We start from the raw sequence: 17,382 nt of genomic DNA, 5'->3' as shown, positions 1-17,382 counted from the left end.
GCCGGCCGCGGCCCGCGCTCACCCGCGTCGCGCGCGATGCCAGTGCGACAGCGCCTCGGGCAAGCGCGAGTCCAAGGTCAGATCCAGGGCCGGATACGCGTCCAGCGTGTCCAGCACCTTGCGGCGCAAGGCGGCCAGCGCCGGCGCGTCCAATTGCGCGGGATCGCCGCCCAGCGCATCGAGCACACTCGCGCCCCAGGCGTACAGGGCATCGGAATGCGCCAGCAACTCCTGCGCCAGCCAATCGCGCAACGGCGCGTGCAGGCGATAGCCGAGCGCGCCCAGGGACTGGGCCTGATCGCGCAAAGGCGCGTAGGCGCCGCGGTACCACTCGGTATGACCGCCGGCTTCGTGGCGGATCGACAGCGGCGCCGGCGCCTGATGCTCGCGCAATGCATGCCGCAGCCTCAGTTCCAGATCGCGCGCGTCGCGCACGGTTTCGGTTTCGACCAGGAACGCGCGCTCCAGGTCGAAGGCCTCGTAATAACGCGTCTGCAGTTCGCCCAGGCGGCGCAGCGGGTTGCGCGAAAACCCGAGCTTGAGCAGGTCTTCGTAGGCGCAGGGCAGCACGTACAGATAGCAGCGCCCTTCGCTGGCGCTGTGGGTGACGTCGGGATCGCCGGTGGACAGGAACGCCATGCCCGCAGCCTAGGCCATCGCGACGATGCGCAGCGGCCTGTTGACCTCAACTTTGCTTGAGGTCGCAGACTGCGCGCCACGCCGGCCGCCGTGGCCGTCGCCGCCCATCGAGGAACGCGCATGTCCCAGTCCAGCTCCCCTGCCCCGGTGTACCGTCTCGATCGCTTCATCGTCCCGGCCGAGGCGCTGCCGGCCTTAAACGAACGCCTGCGTTACACCCAGCACGTCCTGGACGGCATGCCCGGCTGTCGGCAGAACCTGGTGTTGAGCCGGGTCGGCAGCGGCGGCGAGTACGACGTGGCCACTCTTGTCGAATGGGACAGCGCGGACGCGGTCGCCGCCGCCAAGGCCGCGATGCAGCAGCGTTATGCCGAGGAAGGCTTCGACCCGGCCGAGTTCATGCGCGCGCTGGGCATCCGCGCCGACATGGCCTCGTACGTGCCGACGGTCTTCTGAAGCAAAGGGCCGTGCACGCGAACGCGTCACGCGATCGCGCGCGTCAGCAGCTCGCGCATCGCCGCACGCATCGCGCCGGCATCGGTGCCGGCGTCGATCTCCAGCGCGGCGCGGTCGAAGGCCGCCGACAGCAGGCGCGCCAGGGCATCGACCTGCGCCGCATCGCGCCGCAGCGCGGCGGCCAGGCCCTCGCGCAGCGTGCGCGCGGCGTGGGCCTCGTCCAGCGCCGCCAGTTCGGCCAGGCCCAGCACCGCCGGGCCGTCGATCAGCAGCAGGCGGGTCCGCCCCGTCGCCGCCATCGCGTCCAGATAGGCCTCGCTGCCGGCGATCAGCGCCGCGCGCGCGTCGTCGGCAGGCGCCGCGCTGGCCTCGATCCGCGCCGCCACCGCCTCGGCTTCGCGCGCCAGTACCTGGCGGAACAGATCGCGCTTGTCGGCGAAGTGGTGATACAGCGCGCCGCGGGTGATCCCGGCCGCCGCGCAGATGTCGGGGGTGGAGGTCTCGGCGTAGCCCCGGCTCACGAACAGGCCGCGCGCGGCCTCCAGCAGGGCCAGACGGGTGGTTTCGGTGCGTTCGCGGTTGGTCCGGGGCGCGGCCATTGAAATACATTCAGCCTGTATGTTATTGTCGATTTACATACAGACTGTACGTCAATTCCCCGGAGCCGACCATGAAAGTCACCAGCTACTACCCCGTGATTATGACCGCCGACGTCGCCGCCACCCGCGCCTTCTACGTCCGCCATTTCGGTTTCGCCGAGCTGTTCAGCAGCGACTGGTACGTGCACCTGCAGTTGCACGACGACCCGTCGGTCAACCTGGCCATCCTCGACGGCGAGCACGAAACCATCCCCGCGGTCGGCCGCGGACGCGCCAGCGGCCTGCTGCTGAACTTCGAGGTCGAGGACGTGGACGCCGTGCACGAGCGCCTGCAGGCGGCCGGCCTGCCCATCCTGCGCTCGCTGCGCGACGAGGCCTTCGGCCAGCGCCACTTCATCACCGCCGACCCCAACGGCGTGCTGATCGACGTGATCAAACCGATCCCGCCCAGCGCCGAATTCGCCGCGCAGTACGACGCCGCCGCCCTGCCGACCTGAGCGGTCTTCAGCCGAACGGCAGCAGCGGCCCGCCCAGCCACAGCCAGCGCGCCATCCACGCCGAAGTCAGCGCGATCAGGCTGGTCAGCGGCACGCCCACGCGCAGGAAGTCGCCGAAGGTGTACTGGCCGGGGTTGAGGATCAGCAGGTTGCCGTGGTGCCCGATCGGGGTCAGGAACGAAGCCACCGCGCCCATCGCGGTGCAGACCACGAACGGCAGCGGCGGCAGGCTCAGGCTCTGCGCCAGGGCCAGCGCGATCGGCGCCAGCAGCACCGTGGTCGCCGCGTCGGACAGTATCTGGGTCAGCAGCGCAGCGGCCGCGAACATCAGCAGCAGCAAACCCAGCACCGGCAGACCCTGCGCGTGCACGGACAGCAGCTGCGCGATCAGGTCGGCCGTGCCGGTCTTGTCCATCGCGATGCCCAGCGGAATCACGCCGGCGATCATCACGTAGATGCGCACGTCGATTTCCTCGTACGCGCGCTCGATGCTCACGCAGCGCGTCAGCACCATCGCCACCGCGCCCAGCAGGAACGCGATCTGCGGCGCCAGCAGCTCGGTCGCGGCCAGCGCGATCGACGCGGCCATGATGCCCAGCGCCAGCGGCGCGCGCCGGCGCGTGCTGCCACGCGCGTCGAACGGCATCAGCATCAGAAACGCGCGATGCGCGGCCAGTTGCTCCAACCGCGCCTGCGCGCCCCACAGCACCAGCAGGTCGCCCTCCTCCAGGCGCAGCTCCGACAGTTCGCCGCGCAGCCAACCTTCCTTGCGCCACAGGCCGACCACGACCACGCCCAGCGTGCTGAGGAAATCGATCTCCGACACGCTGCGGCCGAGGAACTCCGAACGCGGCGCCACCACCGCCTGCACCAGGCGCTCCTCGCCCAGCGCCTCGGCCTCGGCCTTGCCGCCCTCGCGCGGCTTCTCGCCGTACTTGACCACCGCGTGCAGCGACAGCCCGGGCTCGTCGCGCACCGAGGCGATCTCGTCGGGCGAGGCGCGCACCAGCAGCACGTCGCCGGCGGCCAGCGGGCTGTCGGCGCGCTGATCGCGGCGGCGCATGCCGTGGCGCAGCCAATCCACCACCTGCAGGCGCCCCTGGAAGGCCTTGTCGAACGCCGACAGGGTCTTGCCGATCCACGGCGATTCCTTGTCCACCAGCAACTCGGTGTAATAGCGCTCCAGTTTCAGGTAATCGACGTTGCCGCTCTCGCCCTGGCGCTTGGGCAACAGCCAGCGGCCGGCGAGCATGTAGACCGCGCCGATCGCGACCAGCATCGCGCCGATCGGCGTGATCGCGAACAGGTCCATGCGCCCGCCGCCGTTGCGCGCCAACAGGTCGTTGGCGAGCAGGAACGCCGGCGCGCTGATCAGCGTCAGCGTGGTGCCCAGCGATGCGGCCAGCGACATCGGCATCAGCAGGCGCGAGGCCGCCAGTTTGCGCTCCTGCGCCAGCCGCATCAGGATCGGCAGCATCATCGCGGTGACCATCAGATGGTGCGAGAACGCCGCCATCGCCGCGGTCGCCGGCATGATCACCGCGATCGCGCGCGCCTCGCTGCCGCCGGCCGCGCGCCCGATCGCCGCGCCGATGCGGTCGGTGATGCCGGTCGCCGACAGCCCCGCCGACAACACGAACACCGCCGCGACGATGATCGCCGGCTCGCTCGCGAATCCCGACAACGCCTCCTTGGGCGACAACACGCCGGTCAGCGTCAAAGCCAGCATCGCCAGCATCGCCACCAGGTCCACGCGCAGCTTCTCGCTGATGAACAAGGCCAGCGCGGCGGCCAGGATCAGCAGGAATACGATCTGTTGCGGCTCCATCGCCGGCCCTGTTCCGAAACTCCCTATTAACTTAACGCATACGCATGAAGGCGGTATTCATGCGCGAGGCGGCGACGCACGCCGGCGCGATGCGCGAGAAGCCGCACCCCACGGCGGTCGCCCGCGCCATCGGCGCGCTCAAAGCGTCTGCGACAACGCGAATATGGGCAGGTACAAGGCCGCCATGCAGGCCGGCACGCCTAACACCAGCACCGACACGCCGAACGCGCAGGCCACTTTCGCCCGGCTGCGCGGCCACGGCACTACGCGCCACAACAGCAGCACCAGCACCGGCAGGATCCACAGCGCCGGATAGCCCTGCAGTAACAGCTGCGTGGGCCAAGGCGACTCGGCGCCGAACATGCGGAAGGTTTCGCGAAAACTGGGCACGATCAGCGTAGGCACCAGCGCGGTCAACGCCGCGCAGGCCACGCCGATCACGACCAGCAGCGTGTGGCCGGAGGTGGGGGCCGCAGGCACTGCGGCCGAGGGAGGACGATAGGGATCGCTCATCGGTGCTCGATCCTTGCAATGGTCATCGGGCCCGATCAGTCCTCGCCTGCCAGGAACCACACAGGCTTCAACGGCAAGCGTCGCCTCGCGGCATCGTCCAGCTTGGCGTAGTGTTCTGTCCACAAGTCCACCAACTTGGTGGTATCGAGTAGCGTCACGCGACGCTGGGACTGGCGCGCTTCCGCTTCCGCGTCGCGCGTGAAGCCCGACATGGCCACGAACAGGCCGACATCGCCATCGCCCAGGACCGCCATGAAACTGCGCAGCCCGACCACATCGATGCGCGGCGAATTGGCGTTACGCTTGACCTGCACCTTGATCCGCGGCGGGCGGGTGCCGAGCGGATCGTTGTAGGCGATCACGTCGATACCGCCGTCCTTTCCTGCCGGCGCGATCCACGCGACGTGATAGTCCATCGCCCTGAGCAGCTCGCCGACCAGTTCCTGGAATTCGTAGGGAGGCATTTCCGCCAGGAAGGCCTCGATCTCCTTCCACGCCATCTCCTCGGCCTGCTCCAGCGTGATCACCGCAGACTTCTCCACGGCCTCCTCTGTTTCGGCAGCGTCGGACGTCGCCGGCTGCGCCTTACGCCATTTCCAGTACAGCCGCTCGGCCTCGCGATAGAACTTCTCCGGCTCGCCGAATTGCGCGTACGCGGCTTGTCCTTCGTCACTAACCGTCCAGACGCCCTTGTGCTTGATCAGCCATCCGGCCTTGACGCAGGACACCGTGGCGAAACGGACGATACGTTCGAAGCGCCGGCCGCCGGAGTCGTAGTCCCCGGCTTCGTACGCGGTCAACTGCACGGCCTTTTCCAACGTGCCCAAGGCATCGGCCGCGCGCATCCCTTCACGCTGGGACAGCAGTATCTCGAACAGCTTGCGTATCAGCAGGCCAGTCCTGGCCTTGGTTATGTCCGCCATGGCGTCCCCCGTGTGCTTGCCTGCACTCTAAGCCCGGAACCCGGCCCGCTCAAAGAAAAAGCCCCGCATGGCGGGGCTTTTCGACGCGGCGCAGGACGATCTCAGGCCCAGGGATCGCGCAGCACGATGTTGGCGTCGCGGTCCGGGCCGGTGGACACCATCGCCAGCGGGCAGCCGGACAGTTCTTCCAGCGCGCGCAGGTAGGCGCGCGCGGCGGCCGGCAGCTTGTCCCACTCGGTGACGTTGTGGGTGCTTTCCTGCCAGCCCGGGAACTCCAGGTAGACCGGCTCGCACTCGTTCCAGCCCTGCGCGTCCAGCGGCGCGTACTCGGTTTCCTTGCCGCGGTAGCGGTAGGCGATGCAGAGCTTGAGCTTCTCCATGCCGTCGAGGATGTCGAGCTTGGTGATGCACAGGCCGGAGATGCCGTTGATCGCGACCGCGCGCTTGAGCGCGACCAGATCGATCCAGCCGCAGCGGCGCGGACGGCCGGTGGTGGCGCCGAATTCCTGGCCGCGCTTGCGGATGCCTTCGCCGATCTCGTCGTCCAGCTCGGTCGGGAACGGGCCGCCGCCGACGCGCGTGGCGTAGGCCTTGGCGATGCCGAGCACGTAGTCGATCGAGTCCGCGCCCACGCCGGTGCCGGCGAGCGCGCCGCCGACGGTGGTGTTGGACGAGGTCACGTAGGGATAGGTGCCGTGGTCGATGTCCAGCAGCGAGCCCTGCGCGCCTTCGTACAGCACGCGCTTACCCTGCTTGCGCAGGTCGTGCAGGATGCCGGCCACGTCGGACTTCATCGGCTCGACGTACTCGCCGAACGCCAGCGCCTCGTCCAGCGTCTGCTGGTAGTCGACCGCGTCCACGCCCAGGTACTTGGTCAGCACGAAGTTGTGGTAGTCCAGCGCGGTGCGCAGCTTTTCGGCCAGCTGGTCGGGATAGTGCAGATCGGCCACGCGGATGCCGCGACGGGCAACCTTGTCTTCGTAGGCCGGGCCGATGCCGCGGCCGGTGGTGCCGATGGCCTTGCCGCCGGCGGCCTTCTCGCGCGCCTGATCCAGGGCGATGTGGTACGGCATGATCAGCGGCGTGGCCGGGCTGATCTTCAGGCGCGAACGCACCTCCACACCGGTGGCCTCGAGCTCGTCGATTTCCTTGCGCAGCGCGGCCGGGCTCAGCACCACACCGTTGCCGATCAGGCACAGCGCGCCGTCGCGCAGGATGCCGGACGGGATCAGGTGCAGGACGGTCTTCTTGCCGCCGATGACCAGGGTATGGCCGGCGTTGTGGCCGCCCTGAAAGCGCACGACCGCGCCGATCTGCTCGGTCAGCAGGTCGACGATCTTGCCCTTGCCTTCATCGCCCCACTGGGCACCGAGAACGACGACTGACTGACCCATTACACGCACTCCGAATTGGTTTGGCGGTCCGGCGGGACCGGCATCGCGGAGGCTCCCGCATCGTGCGAAAGCCGAAAACGACAAAAGCCGGCGGGAATCCCCGTCCGGCTTTTGTGCATTATCCGGGTTTCGGGGGGCGGGGGCCACCCCGTCGGCGCCAGCGGACAGATTCGGCTCAGCCTGGGGCTGGAACGACGTTTTGGCGGCCTCGCCGGAGCGTTCGCGTTGCGCGCTCAGCCCTCACCCTGGCCCTCTCCCGCAGGCGGGAGAGGGGGCTGGCGTCGTCGCCGGCGGTGCTCGACGCGCTGGGGCAGGCCGCCATCTCGCGGCGCGGCCCGTCCGCGCCCGGCGTGGCCCGTCGCCCGCAACCCGTCGCCCATCGCGCGCCGACTACCGCTGTCGCGCCCGTCCCGCGAACACTGCCGCGACCCGGCCGATCACGCGCAACGGCCGGGGACGCCCCGCGCGCGGCCACCTCCGGAACGATCCGATGACCCCGACTCCACTGACGCCGGCCGCCTCCGCTCCTGGCGCAGCCCTGGCTACGACGGCGCTCGACCGCGGCACGCTCCACCGCAACGCCGGTGCGGCCTTGAAAGCCAGCGCCACCGCCTGGTTCGCGGTCGCCGCCCTGGGCCAGTTGCTGTTCGTCGCCTATGTGCTGGGCTACTACGGCCGCGCCGCCCTGCAGGGGCGCTGGCAGGCCTGGAACGGGGTGTTTCCGCGCGGCTATGTCGAAGGCGAACCGGTCGGCAACCTGATCGTCGCCGCGCACCTGGGCGTCGCCTGCCTGATCGTGCTGGCGGGCCTGCTGCAGCTGATGCCGGCGCTGCGGCGGCGTTGGCCGCGGCTGCACCGCTGGACCGGGCGCGCCTACCTGCTGATGGTGGCGGCCATGAGCCTGGGCGGCGTGGCGATGATCCTGGGCCGCGGCTCGGTCGGCGACCTGTCGCAGAAACTGGCGATCTGCCTCAACGCCGCGCTGATGCTGGTGTGCGCCTATCAGGCCTACCGCCACGCCCGCGCGCGCCGCTTCGACGCGCACCGGCGCTGGGCGCTGCGGCTGTTCCTGTGCGTGAGCGGCGTCTGGTTCTTCCGTGTCGGCCTGATGCTGTGGATCGTCGCCCATCAGGGGCCGGCCGGCTTCGATCCGGAGACCTTCCGCGGCCCGTTCCTGACGTTCCTCGCATTCGCGCAGTACCTGCTGCCGCTGAGCGTGCTGGAGCTGTACCTGCGCGCCCAGCACCGCGGCGGCGCCGCCGCGCGCATCGCCGCCACCGCGCTGCTGGCGACGCTGACCCTGGCGACCGCCGCCGGCGTGGGCGCGGCGACGCTGCTGATGTGGCTGCCGCGCCTGTGACCCCGCCAACGCCGTGGCCGGCTTACCCTTAGCGTCGCGCCATGCCCGCCACGCTCCCGCCCCTGCCGCCCGCCCTGCCCCCGCCATTGCTGGGATGGCGGCGCGTGCGTTTCATCCTGATCGCGGCCTTCGTCAGCAGCCTGCTGATGAAGCTGGGCTCGCAGGCGCCGTACCTGATCGTGCTGCTGCGCATGCTGGTGGTCGGCTTCTGCGCGCTGCTGACGTTCGGCCTGTTGGAACGCTGGCCCGCGCGCCTGCCGCGCTGGAGCGCGCGCTGGGCGCTGCAGGTGACGGGCGTGGCCGCGACCATCCCGCTGGCCTCGGTCCTGGCCTACTCGCTGACCACCGCCGACGATCCGCTGCCGTGGTGGCAGGACAAGCCGTACCTGGCCGGCCTGGCCAAGATCACCGTCTACGGCCTGTTGGTCGCGCCGTGGATGGCGATCGCCGCGCTGCTGCGGCAGATCCGCGGCGAGGCGCAGCGGCAGGCGCTGGCGTTCGAGCTCGAACGCAGCCGCTACGAACGCAACGCCCTGGACGCGCGCCTACGCCTGTTGCAGGCCCAGGTCGAACCGCATTTCCTGTTCAATACCCTGGCCAACGTGCGCGAACTGGTCGAGGCCGGATCGCCGCAGGCCTCCAGCGTGCTGGACAGCCTGATCGCCTATCTGCGCGCCGCGGTGCCGCGCCTGCACGGCCCGGCCGCGACCCTGGCGCAGGAACTGGACCTGGTCCGCGCCTACCTGGAGGTGATGCACATGCGCATGCCCGACCGCCTGCAGTACGCGCTGCACGTCGAGCCGGCCGCACTGGATCTGGATTGCCCGCCGACGACCCTGCTGACTCTGGTCGAGAACGCGCTGCGCCACGGCATCGACCCCAGCGAGGAAGGCGGCCGCATCGAGGTGCGCGCGAGCCTGCGCGACGCGCATTGCCGCCTGGAAGTGGCCGACACCGGCGTCGGCCTGGGCGCGTCCGGCGGCGGCCTGGGCACCGGCCTGGCGAATCTGCGCGAACGCCTGCAGCTGGCCTATGGCGATCGCGCGCGGCTGAGCCTGATCGAACTGCAGCCGCACGGCGTACTGGCGCAGATCGAGTTCCCCGCGCAGCGGAGCGCGGCATGAGCGCGCGCCGCCCCACCGCCCTGATCGCCGACGACGAACCGCTGCTGCGGCGCGCGCTGCAACGCCAGCTGGGCGAGGCCTGGCCGGACTTGGAGGTGATCGCACAGGCGCGCAACGGCCGCGAGGCGGTGGAGCGCTACGACGCGCTGCGCCCGGACATCTGCTTTCTCGACGTGCACATGCCGGGCCTGTCCGGCGTCGAAGCCGCGCGCCATATCGGCCGCGGCGCGCACCTGGTGTTCGTGACCGCCTACGACCAGTACGCGGTGCAGGCCTTCGCCCAGGGCGCGCTGGATTACCTGGTCAAACCGGTGGAAGCCGCGCGCCTGGCCGACACCGTCGCGCGCCTGCGCGAACGCCTGCGCGCGGCCCAGCCCGCGCCGGACACGCAGGCGCTGCTGGAACGCCTGGCCGCGCAGTTGCAGAAGCACAACGCGCCGGAGACGCTGCGCTGGATCCGCGCTTCGGTCGGTCAGGCCCTGCGCCTGATCGGCGTCGACGAAATCGACTACCTGCGTTCGGACGAGAAATACACGCGTGTGGCCTGGCGCGGCGACGGCGGCAAGCCGGGCGAGGCGCTGATCCGCACGCCGTTGAAGGAACTGGCCGCGCAACTGGACCCGGCGCAGTTCGTGCAGGTGCACCGCGCGGTGGTGGTGAACCTGCGCGCGATCAGCCACGTCACCCGCGGCGCCAACGAAACCGCGCACGTCCACCTCAAGGGCCGCGACGAAGTGCTGCCGGTCAGCCGCAGCTACCTGCACCACTTCCGTCAGATGTGAGCGCTCAGGCGGCGGCGCGCACGGCCCACAGCGCCAGCAGCCCCAAGCCCACCGCCACCGCGCCGACGATGCGCAGCTGGCGGTCCGGCATCGCCTGCAGTTGTTCGGCGGCGCGCTTCCAGCCGCGCGGCGCCACGAACAGGAACAGCCCTTCCAGCACCGCGACCAGGCACAGTGCCGAAACCAGCTCGGCGCTCACTCAGCGGTCCGACTTCAGGTATTGCAGGAACGGGTCGTCGCGGTCGAGCACGATCACGCTGTCGCCGTCCTTGAAGGACTGGCGGTAGGCCTCCAGGCTGCGCTGGAACGCGTAGAAGCCCGGGTCCTTGTTGGCCGCCGACGCGTAAGCGGCCGCGGCCTCGGCATCGCCTTCGCCGCGCAGGCGCTGCGCGTCGCGCTCGGCCTCGGCGACGATCACGGTCTTGTCGCGGTCGGCGGTGGCGCGGATGGCCTGCGACTGCTCCACGCCCTCGGCGCGTTTCTGGCTGGCCACCTGCAGGCGCTGCGAGCGCATGCGGTTGTAGACCGAGGCCAGCACGTTGCTGTCCTGCGGCAGGTCGATGCGCTTGATGCGGATGTCGATGATGCGCACGCCCAGCGTCGCCGCGCCGCGGTTGATCCCGGCCAGCTGCTTGCCGATCACGGTGGCGCGGTCGCCGGACACCACCTGGGTCAGCGTGCGCGAGTTGATCTCGTTGCGCAGCGAGTCCTTGATGATCGGCGCCAGGCGCTCGGCCGCGGTCTTCTCGTCGCCGCCGGTGGCCTGGTAGAAGCGGCGCAGGTCTTCGATCTGGCCGATGGCGAAAAAGTCGACGCTGACGTCGAGCTTGTCGGCGGTGAGGTAGCGCTCCGGCTCGGCCGCCAGCACCTGCAGGCGGCGGTCGAACACCGAGGCGTTCTCGATCAGCGGCCACTTGAAGTGCAGGCCGGGGCCGATGTCCTGGCGCACGATCGTGCCCAGGCGGAACACGATCGCGCCATGGCCTTCGCTGACCACGAACATCGAACCCATCACCGCCAGCAAGGCGGCGACGATTAGGGCGATCCAGGCGGGAAACTTCATTGTGCGGGCTCCTCGCGGCCATCCGGGCGCTTGCTGCGCGCCGGGCGCGACAGGGTGTCGTTACCCAGTTCGGACGACGGCGTCGCGATCGTGGGGGCCAGCAGTTCCGGCGTCAGCAACGGCGCCGAGGCGCCGCCGCGGCGTTCGGGCAGCGGCACGTACAGCATCTGGCGCGAATCGCCGCCGACGATCTTGCGGTTCTCGCTCATCACCTGCTGCACCGTCTCCAGCCACAGGCGCTTGCGGGTCACGTCGGGCGCCGACTTGTACTGGTCGACCAGCAGCGAGAAGCGCGCCGCGTCGCCTTGCGAGCGCGCGATCACCGCGGTCTTGTAGCCCTCGGCCTCGGTGCGCACCTGCGCGGCCTGGCCGCGCGCTTCCGGCACCACCTTCTTGGCGTAGGCCTCGGCCTGGTTGATCGAGGTGGCCTTGTCGGCGTCGGCGCGCTGGGCCTCGTCGAACGCGTCCTTGACCTCGTCCGGCGGGCGCGCGTTGGGCAGATTGAGCTCGGTCAGGGTCAGGCCGGTGCGGTAGGCGCGCAGCGATTCCTGCAGACGCGCGCGCACCACCGTGGTCAGGGCGCCGCGCGCGCTGAGCACCGTGTCCAGGTCGGAGCGTCCGACCTGTTCGCGCAGCACGCTCTGCGCGGCCTGGCGCAGCACGTCGGCCGATTCGCGCGAACCGAACAGGTACTGCTGTGGATCGCCGATGCGGTACTGCACGTTGATCTCGACGTTGACCATGTTGCCGTCGCGGGTCAGCACCGGCACGGTTTCGGAATAGGCGTTGCTCTGGGTGGCGTTGACCTTGGTCACGCGCTCGATCGGCCACGGCGCCTTGAGGTGCGGGCCGGGCTGCAGGATGCGCGAGAAATGACCGAAGCGCAGGACCACGCCGCGCTCCTGCTCGGTCACCAGCACGAAGCAGTTGAACACCAGCCACAGGCCGACGATCGCGGCGACCCAGCGCAGGATGCCGCCGCCGCCCAGACCGCCACCGCCGCCGAACAGGCCGCGCAAGGGGTCGAGCAAGGCGTCCAGGCCGCGGCCGTCGGATTTGCGTTGCCGCGGCGGTCGACCGTTGGGGTCGGAACCACCGGAATTGTCACTGCCAGGGGTGTTCCAGGCCATGCCTGCTCCAAAGGGGAATCTGTGCCCGCGTTCAGCTTGCGGACCGGTTGATTCTAGGTGGGGGCCCGGGCCGCCTCAAGCAAGGTCGTCCGGCGGGGTCACCGATTCGAGCAAAGCCCGCAGCGGTTCGCCGTGCGGCTGGGCGAACAAACGCTGGGCGTCGGCGACGGCCAGGTCCACGTCCAGCTCCCAGCCGTGCTCGTCCGCGCGCTCGCCGCGCACCGCGCCCAGCTCGTGCAGGCGGGCGCGCAGGCGCGCGCCCTGCGGCGGCACCCGCAGCTGGCCGGCGACATGGCGCAGCTCCAGCGCTTCGGCCAGCGCCGTGCGCAGCAGGTCCAGCCCGCGGCCCTCGCGCGCCGACAGCCAGACCCGGGTATGGCCCTCGCCCGGACGGTCGATGCGCGGCTGCACGCCGTCGAGGCGGTCGATCTTGTTGAACACCAGCAGCTGCGGCAGGTCGCCGGCGCCGATCTCACGCAGCACCGAATCGACCTGCGCCACGCGTTCGTCGCGCAGCGGGTCGGCGGCGTCGATCACGTGCAGCAGCAGGTCGGCCTCGCGCGCCTCCGACAGGGTCGAGCGGAACGCGGCCACCAGTTCGTGCGGCAGGTCGCGCACGAAGCCGACCGTGTCGGCCAGCACCACCCCGCCGCCGGACAGCTCGATGCGGCGCACGGTCGGGTCCAGGGTGGCGAACAACTGGTCGGCGGCGTAGGCCTCGGCGCCGGTCACCGCATTGAACAGGGTCGACTTGCCGGCGTTGGTGTAGCCGACCAGGGCCACGCGCGGCAGCTCGCTGCGCACGCGCGCACGGCGCATCTGGGTGCGCTGCACCTCGACCTTGTCGAGTCGCTTCTGCAACTGCTCCAGGCGCTTTTGCAGCAGGCGACGGTCGGTTTCCAGCTGGGTTTCGCCGGGGCCGCGCAGGCCGATCGAACCGCCGCGCTGGCGCTCCAGGTGGGTCCAGCCGCGCACCAGCCTCGTGGCCATGTGCTTGAGCTGGGCCAGCTCGACCTGCAGCTTGCCCTCGGCGCTCTGCGCGCGCTGCGAGAAGATGTCCAGGATCAGGCCGGTGCGGTCGACCACGCGCCGTTCCAGCGCGCGTTCCAGGTTGCGTTCCTGGCCGGGCGACAGCGGATGGTTGACCAGGATCAGGTCGGCGCCGGTGGCGTCGGCCGCGGCCTTGACCTCGGCCAGCTTGCCGCTGCCGATCAGCATGGCCGCGTTGGGGCGGTCGATGCGCGCGGTCAGCACCGCGGCCACGGTGGCGCCGGCCGATTTGGCCAGGTCGGCGAATTCTTCCAGCAGGCCCTCGTCCGGCGGACCGCCGGCGTGGGGCTGGATCAGTAAGGCGTGCTCGCCTTTGCGTGAACGTTCGAACATCTAGTCTGCAGATGGGGAGGGAATGCCGGAAACACAAGGACGGCGGGACGCCTGCGCCCCACCATCATCTCATCCGCGCCCCGCCGCGACTGGCGTCACTCGTTCTCGTCGTCGCCTTCGGCCGAGCCGCCTTCGCTGGACTGCACGTAGCCGCCGCCCGGTCCGACGCGCACGTTGCGCGCGGGCACCACGGTCGAGATCGCGTGCTTGTAGACCATCTGGCTCACGGTGTTGCGCAACAGGACCACGAACTGGTCGAAGGACTCGATCGTGCCCTGCAGCTTGATGCCGTTGACCAGGTAGACCGAAACCGGCACGCGTTCGCGCCGCAGCGCATTCAGGAAAGGATCCTGTAAGGATTGCCCCTTGGACATCGGTAGTTCCCCAGCTTTCTAGTTATAAGGTTTGGTGCCAAAGACGGCCCTGGACATCCTGTGGGCCGCGTCGCCGGTAGCTGTCCCCACAGCGGCGACCGACCGATGGTAACGCAACTGGCCGTTGCGGATACGGGCCGTCCTCAGGCTTTGCGATGGGCGTGCCGGCCTGAGCCGAGGAACAGCGCCGCCGCCCTATCCAGGCCCTCGCGGTCGCGGCCGGGATCGAACCAGCGGGCGTCGAGTTCGCCGCGCAGCCAGGTCAGCTGGCGCTTGGCGAGCTGGCGGGTGGCGTAGATGCCGCGATCGCGGAACTCCGCCCTGGCCTCGTCGCGGCCGCCGCCGTCCAGGAACTCCCAGGCCTGGCGGTAGCCGACCGCGCGCAGGGCCGGCAACTCCAATGGCCGCGGATGCGCCTGCAATTCCGGCAAAGCGCGCAAAGCCCGTACCTCGTCCAGGAAGCCGGCGGCGAGCATGGCGTCGAAGCGCTGCGCGATGCGCGCATGCAGCACGGCGCGATCGGCCGGCGCCAGCACCAGCTTCAGCACCCGGTACGGCAGCCGCGGCGCGCCGGCAGCCTGGCGCCGCCAGTCGCTGATCGTGCGCCCGGACAGGCGATGGACTTCCAGCGCGCGCTGGATGCGCTGGGCGTCGGTGGCGTGGATGCGCGCCGCCGCCTCCGGGTCCAGCGCGGCGAGCCGGGCGTGCATGGCCGCCCAGCCCGCTCCGTCGGCCTCGTCCTGCAACTGCGCGCGCACCGCCGGGTCGGCCTCGGGCATCGGCGCCAGGCCGTGCAGCAAGGCGTGGAAGTACAGGCCGGTGCCGCCGGCGAGGATGGGCAGGCGCCTGCGCGCGGCGATCTGGTCCAGCGCGCGGCGCGCATCCAGCGCGAACTCCGCCGCCGAATACGGCTGCCAGGGCTGGCGCAGGTCGATCAGGTGGTGCGGCGCCCGCGCCTGCTCGCCCGCGTCGGGCTTGGCCGCGCCGATGTCCAGGCCGCGGTAGACCAGGGCCGAGTCGACGCTGACGATCTCGCCGTCGTAGCGCTGCGCCCAGTCCAGGGCGAGCGCGGTCTTGCCCGAGGCGGTCGGGCCCATCAGGGCGATCGCGAGCGGGCGCGGGTCGGCGGACATGCGGAGACGACGGTTCCGGTACGGAAGGCGAGCGCGCAGCCTCGCACAGCCGTGCCCAAGTCGAAAGCGCCGCGGTCGGCGCGGTTTCCACAAGCCTTGTGGAGAAGCGCTGGGGCAAGCCTGTTGATAAGCGGCTGCGGCCCAGGCCCCGCAAGGGCCGCGCGCGGTTTGGCGAAACTTTCGCCAGTGCTCGCGCGCTATCCACAAGGCCTGTGGACAAACCTGCGGACAGAATCGGGACGAGGTGGCTGAGAGCCATGCGCAGCAAGGAGCGCAAGAGGGTTGGCGAAATAATGACCAGCGAAATCGCTTGACTTGCGCGCACGCAACGGCATGCGCCACCGCCCTGTCGTGAAGCGCGAATGCGGATCGGATGCGAGCGGATCCGTCAAGAAGAAAATCGCGCCGGATGCATGCTGCAACGCAATACGCTGCGACTCGCGCGACTATCCACACCGCCTGTGGACAAGCCTGCGGACAGTGTCGCGTGAACCCCTCGCAAAGCCAGGCGCCGCAAGGGCCGCAAGGAATATGGCGAAAAATTGACCAGCCAAAATGTTTGACATCCAGCCGCGTTTCGGCGTCGTCGCCGGCGCGCGCGGACGGGCTCGGAGACGATAGGAAATCCGCATTCGTCAAGCTTGTTTTTCGCTGCACGATGCGCTTGCGCGCGCCGGTCCCACGTCTATCCACATCGCCTGTGGACAAGCCTGCGGACAGTTGCGTGAGCAGTCGCACGCAGCCCCCGCCGCGCAAGGCGCGCAAGGAGTTTGGCGAAAACTTCGCCACCTGCGCGCGCGCCGATGCGCGCTTGCGGGGTTTCGCGCAAAAGGCGCCGCCGCGAATGCGATGCGGCGAGTGGCGGGACCGAATTCATCATCTCGACGAAGCGCGAACCCTCGATCTTCGCTCGCTCGCGCAGTGGCACCTGTGCGCAAAACGAAGCGAAGGTCGAAATGGGTTCCGGCGTCTGCCGGAATGACGGAGTGGGCGGTGCCGAGACGGCGCAGTGCTCGCGCCGATGCCTTTGCGCGAATGCATGCAGGCACCGTCAAAGTCAAAACGGGTTCCGGCGTACGCCGGAATGACGAGCGCGTAACGCCGGCACGATGCGATTCTGCGTCTGATCCGCGCGCGCCTCGCGCGCCCTTACTCGTCGTCGGGCCACTTCGGCATGGACGGTGCCGCCGCGCGTCGCGGTTGCGTCTGCGCGGCCACCGCTTCCCAGACCTTCAAGGCATCTACCGTCGCGGCCACGTCGTGCACGCGCAGCAGGCGCGCGCCGCGCTGGGCGGCGATCAGGTGGGCGGCGACCGAGCCGTGCACGCGCTCGCGCGCGGCCTCGCGGCCGGTGAGCTCGCCGATGCTCTTCTTGCGCGACAGGCCCGCCAGCACCGGCACGCCCAGGTCGGTGCAGCGTTCCAGCTGCGCCAGCAGGGTCAGGTTGTGGGCCAAGGTCTTGCCGAAGCCGAAGCCCGGATCGATCACGATGCGCTTCTTGGCGATGCCGGCCATCTCGGCGGCGAAGATGCGTTCGGCGAGGAAGCGGTGCACTTGCGCGACCACGTCGTCGTAGTCCGGCGCGTCCTGCATGCTGCGCGGTTCGCCGCGCATGTGCATCAGCACCACCGGCACGCCCAACTCGGCCGCGGCCTCCAGCGCGCCCTCGCGACGCAGCGCGTAGACGTCGTTGATCATGCCGGCGCCGGCCGCGACCGCGGCGCGCATGACCTCGGGCTTGGAGGTGTCGACGCTGATCGGCAAGCGGGTCTCGCGCGCCAGGCGCTCGATCACCGGAACGACGCGCCGCAGTTCCTCTTCCAGCGACACCTCGTCGGCGCCCGGCCGCGTCGACTCGCCGCCGATGTCGAGCACGTCTGCGCCCTCCTCCGCCAGCCGCAGGCCGTGCGCGACCGCGGCCTCCTGGGTGTCGTGATCGCCGCCGTCGGAGAACGAGTCCGGGGTGACGTTGACGATGCCCATCACGCGCGGCCGGTCGAGCTTGAGCGGACGGCCGTTGCAGTCGAGGATCGGGCTGGTGTCGAACATGGCGGTCTCGGCTAGGGCCTGGGGCGAACCGGCATGCTAGCGCGAGCGAGGCCGTGCGCGGCCGTTGGCCGGCCGGCGTGCGCGCGAGTGCGCAGCCGCATCGCGGCTCACGCCGCTCCCACAGAGAGCTGAGGA

19 protein-coding genes are annotated in these 17,382 nt (G+C 70.1%); 6 read left to right on the top strand and 13 right to left on the bottom strand.

The genetic code is table 11. The annotated features are described in order from the left end of the window. Window positions 1–18: 18 nt before the first annotated feature. Window positions 19–639: a GIY-YIG nuclease family protein gene (locus LVB77_RS07895; RefSeq protein ID WP_232909601.1), complete on the bottom strand. Its 621-nt coding sequence runs from the start codon at window positions 637–639 to the stop codon at window positions 19–21. Window positions 640–759: 120 nt separating this feature from the next. Here LVB77_RS07895 and LVB77_RS07890 point away from each other — a divergent pair, with 120 nt between their 5' ends. After that, window positions 760–1,095 carry a hypothetical protein gene (locus LVB77_RS07890; protein ID WP_232909600.1) on the top strand — a complete coding sequence of 112 codons (336 nt, stop codon included), beginning with the start codon at window positions 760–762 and terminating at the stop codon, window positions 1,093–1,095. 26 nt (window positions 1,096–1,121) lie between these two features. Here LVB77_RS07890 and LVB77_RS07885 read toward each other — a convergent pair whose 3' ends face one another. Then, a complete protein-coding gene (locus LVB77_RS07885) occupies window positions 1,122–1,694 on the bottom strand; it encodes a TetR family transcriptional regulator (RefSeq protein WP_232909599.1) in 573 nt (190 codons plus the stop codon). A 71-nt stretch (window positions 1,695–1,765) separates the two neighbouring features. On the opposite strand from LVB77_RS07885, the gene LVB77_RS07880 reads away from it, so the two are divergent. Next, entirely contained in the window at window positions 1,766–2,191 is a 426-nt protein-coding gene (locus LVB77_RS07880) for a VOC family protein (RefSeq protein WP_232909598.1), read from the top strand. Between the two features lie 7 nt (window positions 2,192–2,198). On the opposite strand, the gene LVB77_RS07875 is transcribed toward LVB77_RS07880, so the two are convergent. The 4 genes from LVB77_RS07875 to LVB77_RS07860 all read right to left on the bottom strand — a co-directional run bounded on the left by LVB77_RS07875 (window position 2,199) and on the right by LVB77_RS07860 (window position 6,849). Further along, entirely contained in the window at window positions 2,199–4,019 is a 1,821-nt protein-coding gene (locus tag LVB77_RS07875; RefSeq protein ID WP_232909597.1) for an SLC13 family permease, read from the bottom strand. Window positions 4,020–4,157: 138 nt separating this feature from the next. Continuing rightward, window positions 4,158–4,532 carry a hypothetical protein gene (locus LVB77_RS07870; protein WP_232909596.1) on the bottom strand — a complete coding sequence of 125 codons (375 nt, stop codon included), beginning with the start codon at window positions 4,530–4,532 and terminating at the stop codon, window positions 4,158–4,160. Window positions 4,533–4,567: 35 nt separating this feature from the next. Then, entirely contained in the window at window positions 4,568–5,455 is an 888-nt protein-coding gene (locus tag LVB77_RS07865) for a restriction endonuclease (RefSeq protein ID WP_232909595.1), read from the bottom strand. Between the two features lie 101 nt (window positions 5,456–5,556). Next, window positions 5,557–6,849 carry an adenylosuccinate synthase gene (locus tag LVB77_RS07860; protein WP_232909594.1) on the bottom strand — a complete coding sequence of 431 codons (1,293 nt, stop codon included), beginning with the start codon at window positions 6,847–6,849 and terminating at the stop codon, window positions 5,557–5,559. A gap of 490 nt (window positions 6,850–7,339) precedes the next feature. Here LVB77_RS07860 and LVB77_RS07855 point away from each other — a divergent pair, with 490 nt between their 5' ends. Genes LVB77_RS07855 through LVB77_RS07845 form a run of 3 tightly spaced genes read left to right on the top strand, consistent with a single transcriptional unit; the run spans window position 7,340 to window position 10,115 of the window. Then, entirely contained in the window at window positions 7,340–8,209 is an 870-nt protein-coding gene (locus LVB77_RS07855) for a DUF2306 domain-containing protein (RefSeq protein WP_232909593.1), read from the top strand. A 41-nt stretch (window positions 8,210–8,250) separates the two neighbouring features. Then, entirely contained in the window at window positions 8,251–9,333 is a 1,083-nt protein-coding gene (locus LVB77_RS07850) for a histidine kinase (protein WP_232909592.1), read from the top strand. After that, the gene (locus LVB77_RS07845) at window positions 9,330–10,115 is read left to right on the top strand and encodes a LytTR family DNA-binding domain-containing protein (protein WP_232909591.1); all 786 of its coding nucleotides are present in this window, start codon (window positions 9,330–9,332) and stop codon (window positions 10,113–10,115) included. Before LVB77_RS07850 ends, LVB77_RS07845 begins: the two co-directional genes overlap by 4 nt. Window positions 10,116–10,119: 4 nt before the next feature. On the opposite strand, the gene LVB77_RS07840 is transcribed toward LVB77_RS07845, so the two are convergent. The 6 genes from LVB77_RS07840 to miaA form a co-directional block, all read right to left on the bottom strand. After that, complete coding sequence (locus LVB77_RS07840) at window positions 10,120–10,314, bottom strand: DUF2065 family protein (RefSeq protein WP_232909590.1); 195 nt, start codon at window positions 10,312–10,314, stop codon at window positions 10,120–10,122. After that, on the bottom strand, window positions 10,315–11,178 hold the full coding sequence (gene hflC / locus LVB77_RS07835; protein WP_232909589.1) for a protease modulator HflC: 864 nt from the start codon (window positions 11,176–11,178) through the stop codon (window positions 10,315–10,317). Beyond that, window positions 11,175–12,308: an FtsH protease activity modulator HflK gene (gene hflK / locus LVB77_RS07830; protein ID WP_232909588.1), complete on the bottom strand. Its 1,134-nt coding sequence runs from the start codon at window positions 12,306–12,308 to the stop codon at window positions 11,175–11,177. Before hflK ends, hflC begins: the two co-directional genes overlap by 4 nt. A gap of 75 nt (window positions 12,309–12,383) precedes the next feature. Beyond that, window positions 12,384–13,691 (bottom strand): ribosome rescue GTPase HflX, encoded by a 1,308-nt coding sequence (gene hflX / locus LVB77_RS07825; protein WP_232909587.1) that lies wholly within the window; start codon window positions 13,689–13,691, stop codon window positions 12,384–12,386. Between the two features lie 95 nt (window positions 13,692–13,786). After that, on the bottom strand, window positions 13,787–14,065 hold the full coding sequence (gene hfq / locus LVB77_RS07820; protein WP_232909586.1) for an RNA chaperone Hfq: 279 nt from the start codon (window positions 14,063–14,065) through the stop codon (window positions 13,787–13,789). Between the two features lie 143 nt (window positions 14,066–14,208). Continuing rightward, a complete protein-coding gene (gene miaA, locus LVB77_RS07815) occupies window positions 14,209–15,198 on the bottom strand; it encodes a tRNA (adenosine(37)-N6)-dimethylallyltransferase MiaA (protein ID WP_232909585.1) in 990 nt (329 codons plus the stop codon). A 724-nt stretch (window positions 15,199–15,922) separates the two neighbouring features. Here miaA and LVB77_RS07810 point away from each other — a divergent pair. After that, window positions 15,923–16,180 (top strand): hypothetical protein, encoded by a 258-nt coding sequence (locus LVB77_RS07810; RefSeq protein WP_232909584.1) that lies wholly within the window; start codon window positions 15,923–15,925, stop codon window positions 16,178–16,180. 167 nt (window positions 16,181–16,347) lie between these two features. Here LVB77_RS07810 and folP read toward each other — a convergent pair whose 3' ends face one another. Next, window positions 16,348–17,247, bottom strand: a complete 900-nt coding sequence (folP, locus tag LVB77_RS07805) for a dihydropteroate synthase (protein ID WP_232909583.1) — start codon at window positions 17,245–17,247, stop codon at window positions 16,348–16,350. Window positions 17,248–17,382: the final 135 nt, after the last annotated feature.

Source organism: Lysobacter sp. 5GHs7-4, from assembly GCF_021284765.1.
In the GTDB taxonomy this organism is placed as follows: domain Bacteria; phylum Pseudomonadota; class Gammaproteobacteria; order Xanthomonadales; family Xanthomonadaceae; genus Lysobacter.
The sequence above is the reverse complement of the archived record's forward strand: the minus strand, read 5'-3'. Positions and strand labels throughout refer to the sequence as shown.

Bases quoted from the DNA above. Each gene is read 5' to 3' on its own strand.
- LVB77_RS07895 (WP_232909601.1), bottom strand. From the start codon at position 639: ATGGCGTTCCTGTCCACCGGCGATCCCGACGTCACCCACAGCGCCAGC.
- LVB77_RS07890 (WP_232909600.1), top strand. From the start codon at position 760: ATGTCCCAGTCCAGCTCCCCTGCCCCGGTGTACCGTCTCGATCGCTTC.
- LVB77_RS07885 (WP_232909599.1), bottom strand. From the start codon at position 1,694: ATGGCCGCGCCCCGGACCAACCGCGAACGCACCGAAACCACCCGTCTG.
- LVB77_RS07880 (WP_232909598.1), top strand. From the start codon at position 1,766: ATGAAAGTCACCAGCTACTACCCCGTGATTATGACCGCCGACGTCGCC.
- LVB77_RS07875 (WP_232909597.1), bottom strand. From the start codon at position 4,019: ATGGAGCCGCAACAGATCGTATTCCTGCTGATCCTGGCCGCCGCGCTG.
- LVB77_RS07870 (WP_232909596.1), bottom strand. From the start codon at position 4,532: ATGAGCGATCCCTATCGTCCTCCCTCGGCCGCAGTGCCTGCGGCCCCC.
- LVB77_RS07865 (WP_232909595.1), bottom strand. From the start codon at position 5,455: ATGGCGGACATAACCAAGGCCAGGACTGGCCTGCTGATACGCAAGCTG.
- LVB77_RS07860 (WP_232909594.1), bottom strand. From the start codon at position 6,849: ATGGGTCAGTCAGTCGTCGTTCTCGGTGCCCAGTGGGGCGATGAAGGC.
- LVB77_RS07855 (WP_232909593.1), top strand. From the start codon at position 7,340: ATGACCCCGACTCCACTGACGCCGGCCGCCTCCGCTCCTGGCGCAGCC.
- LVB77_RS07850 (WP_232909592.1), top strand. From the start codon at position 8,251: ATGCCCGCCACGCTCCCGCCCCTGCCGCCCGCCCTGCCCCCGCCATTG.
- LVB77_RS07845 (WP_232909591.1), top strand. From the start codon at position 9,330: ATGAGCGCGCGCCGCCCCACCGCCCTGATCGCCGACGACGAACCGCTG.
- hflC (WP_232909589.1), bottom strand. From the start codon at position 11,178: ATGAAGTTTCCCGCCTGGATCGCCCTAATCGTCGCCGCCTTGCTGGCG.
- hflK (WP_232909588.1), bottom strand. From the start codon at position 12,308: ATGGCCTGGAACACCCCTGGCAGTGACAATTCCGGTGGTTCCGACCCC.
- hflX (WP_232909587.1), bottom strand. From the start codon at position 13,691: ATGTTCGAACGTTCACGCAAAGGCGAGCACGCCTTACTGATCCAGCCC.
- hfq (WP_232909586.1), bottom strand. From the start codon at position 14,065: ATGTCCAAGGGGCAATCCTTACAGGATCCTTTCCTGAATGCGCTGCGG.
- miaA (WP_232909585.1), bottom strand. From the start codon at position 15,198: ATGTCCGCCGACCCGCGCCCGCTCGCGATCGCCCTGATGGGCCCGACC.
- folP (WP_232909583.1), bottom strand. From the start codon at position 17,247: ATGTTCGACACCAGCCCGATCCTCGACTGCAACGGCCGTCCGCTCAAG.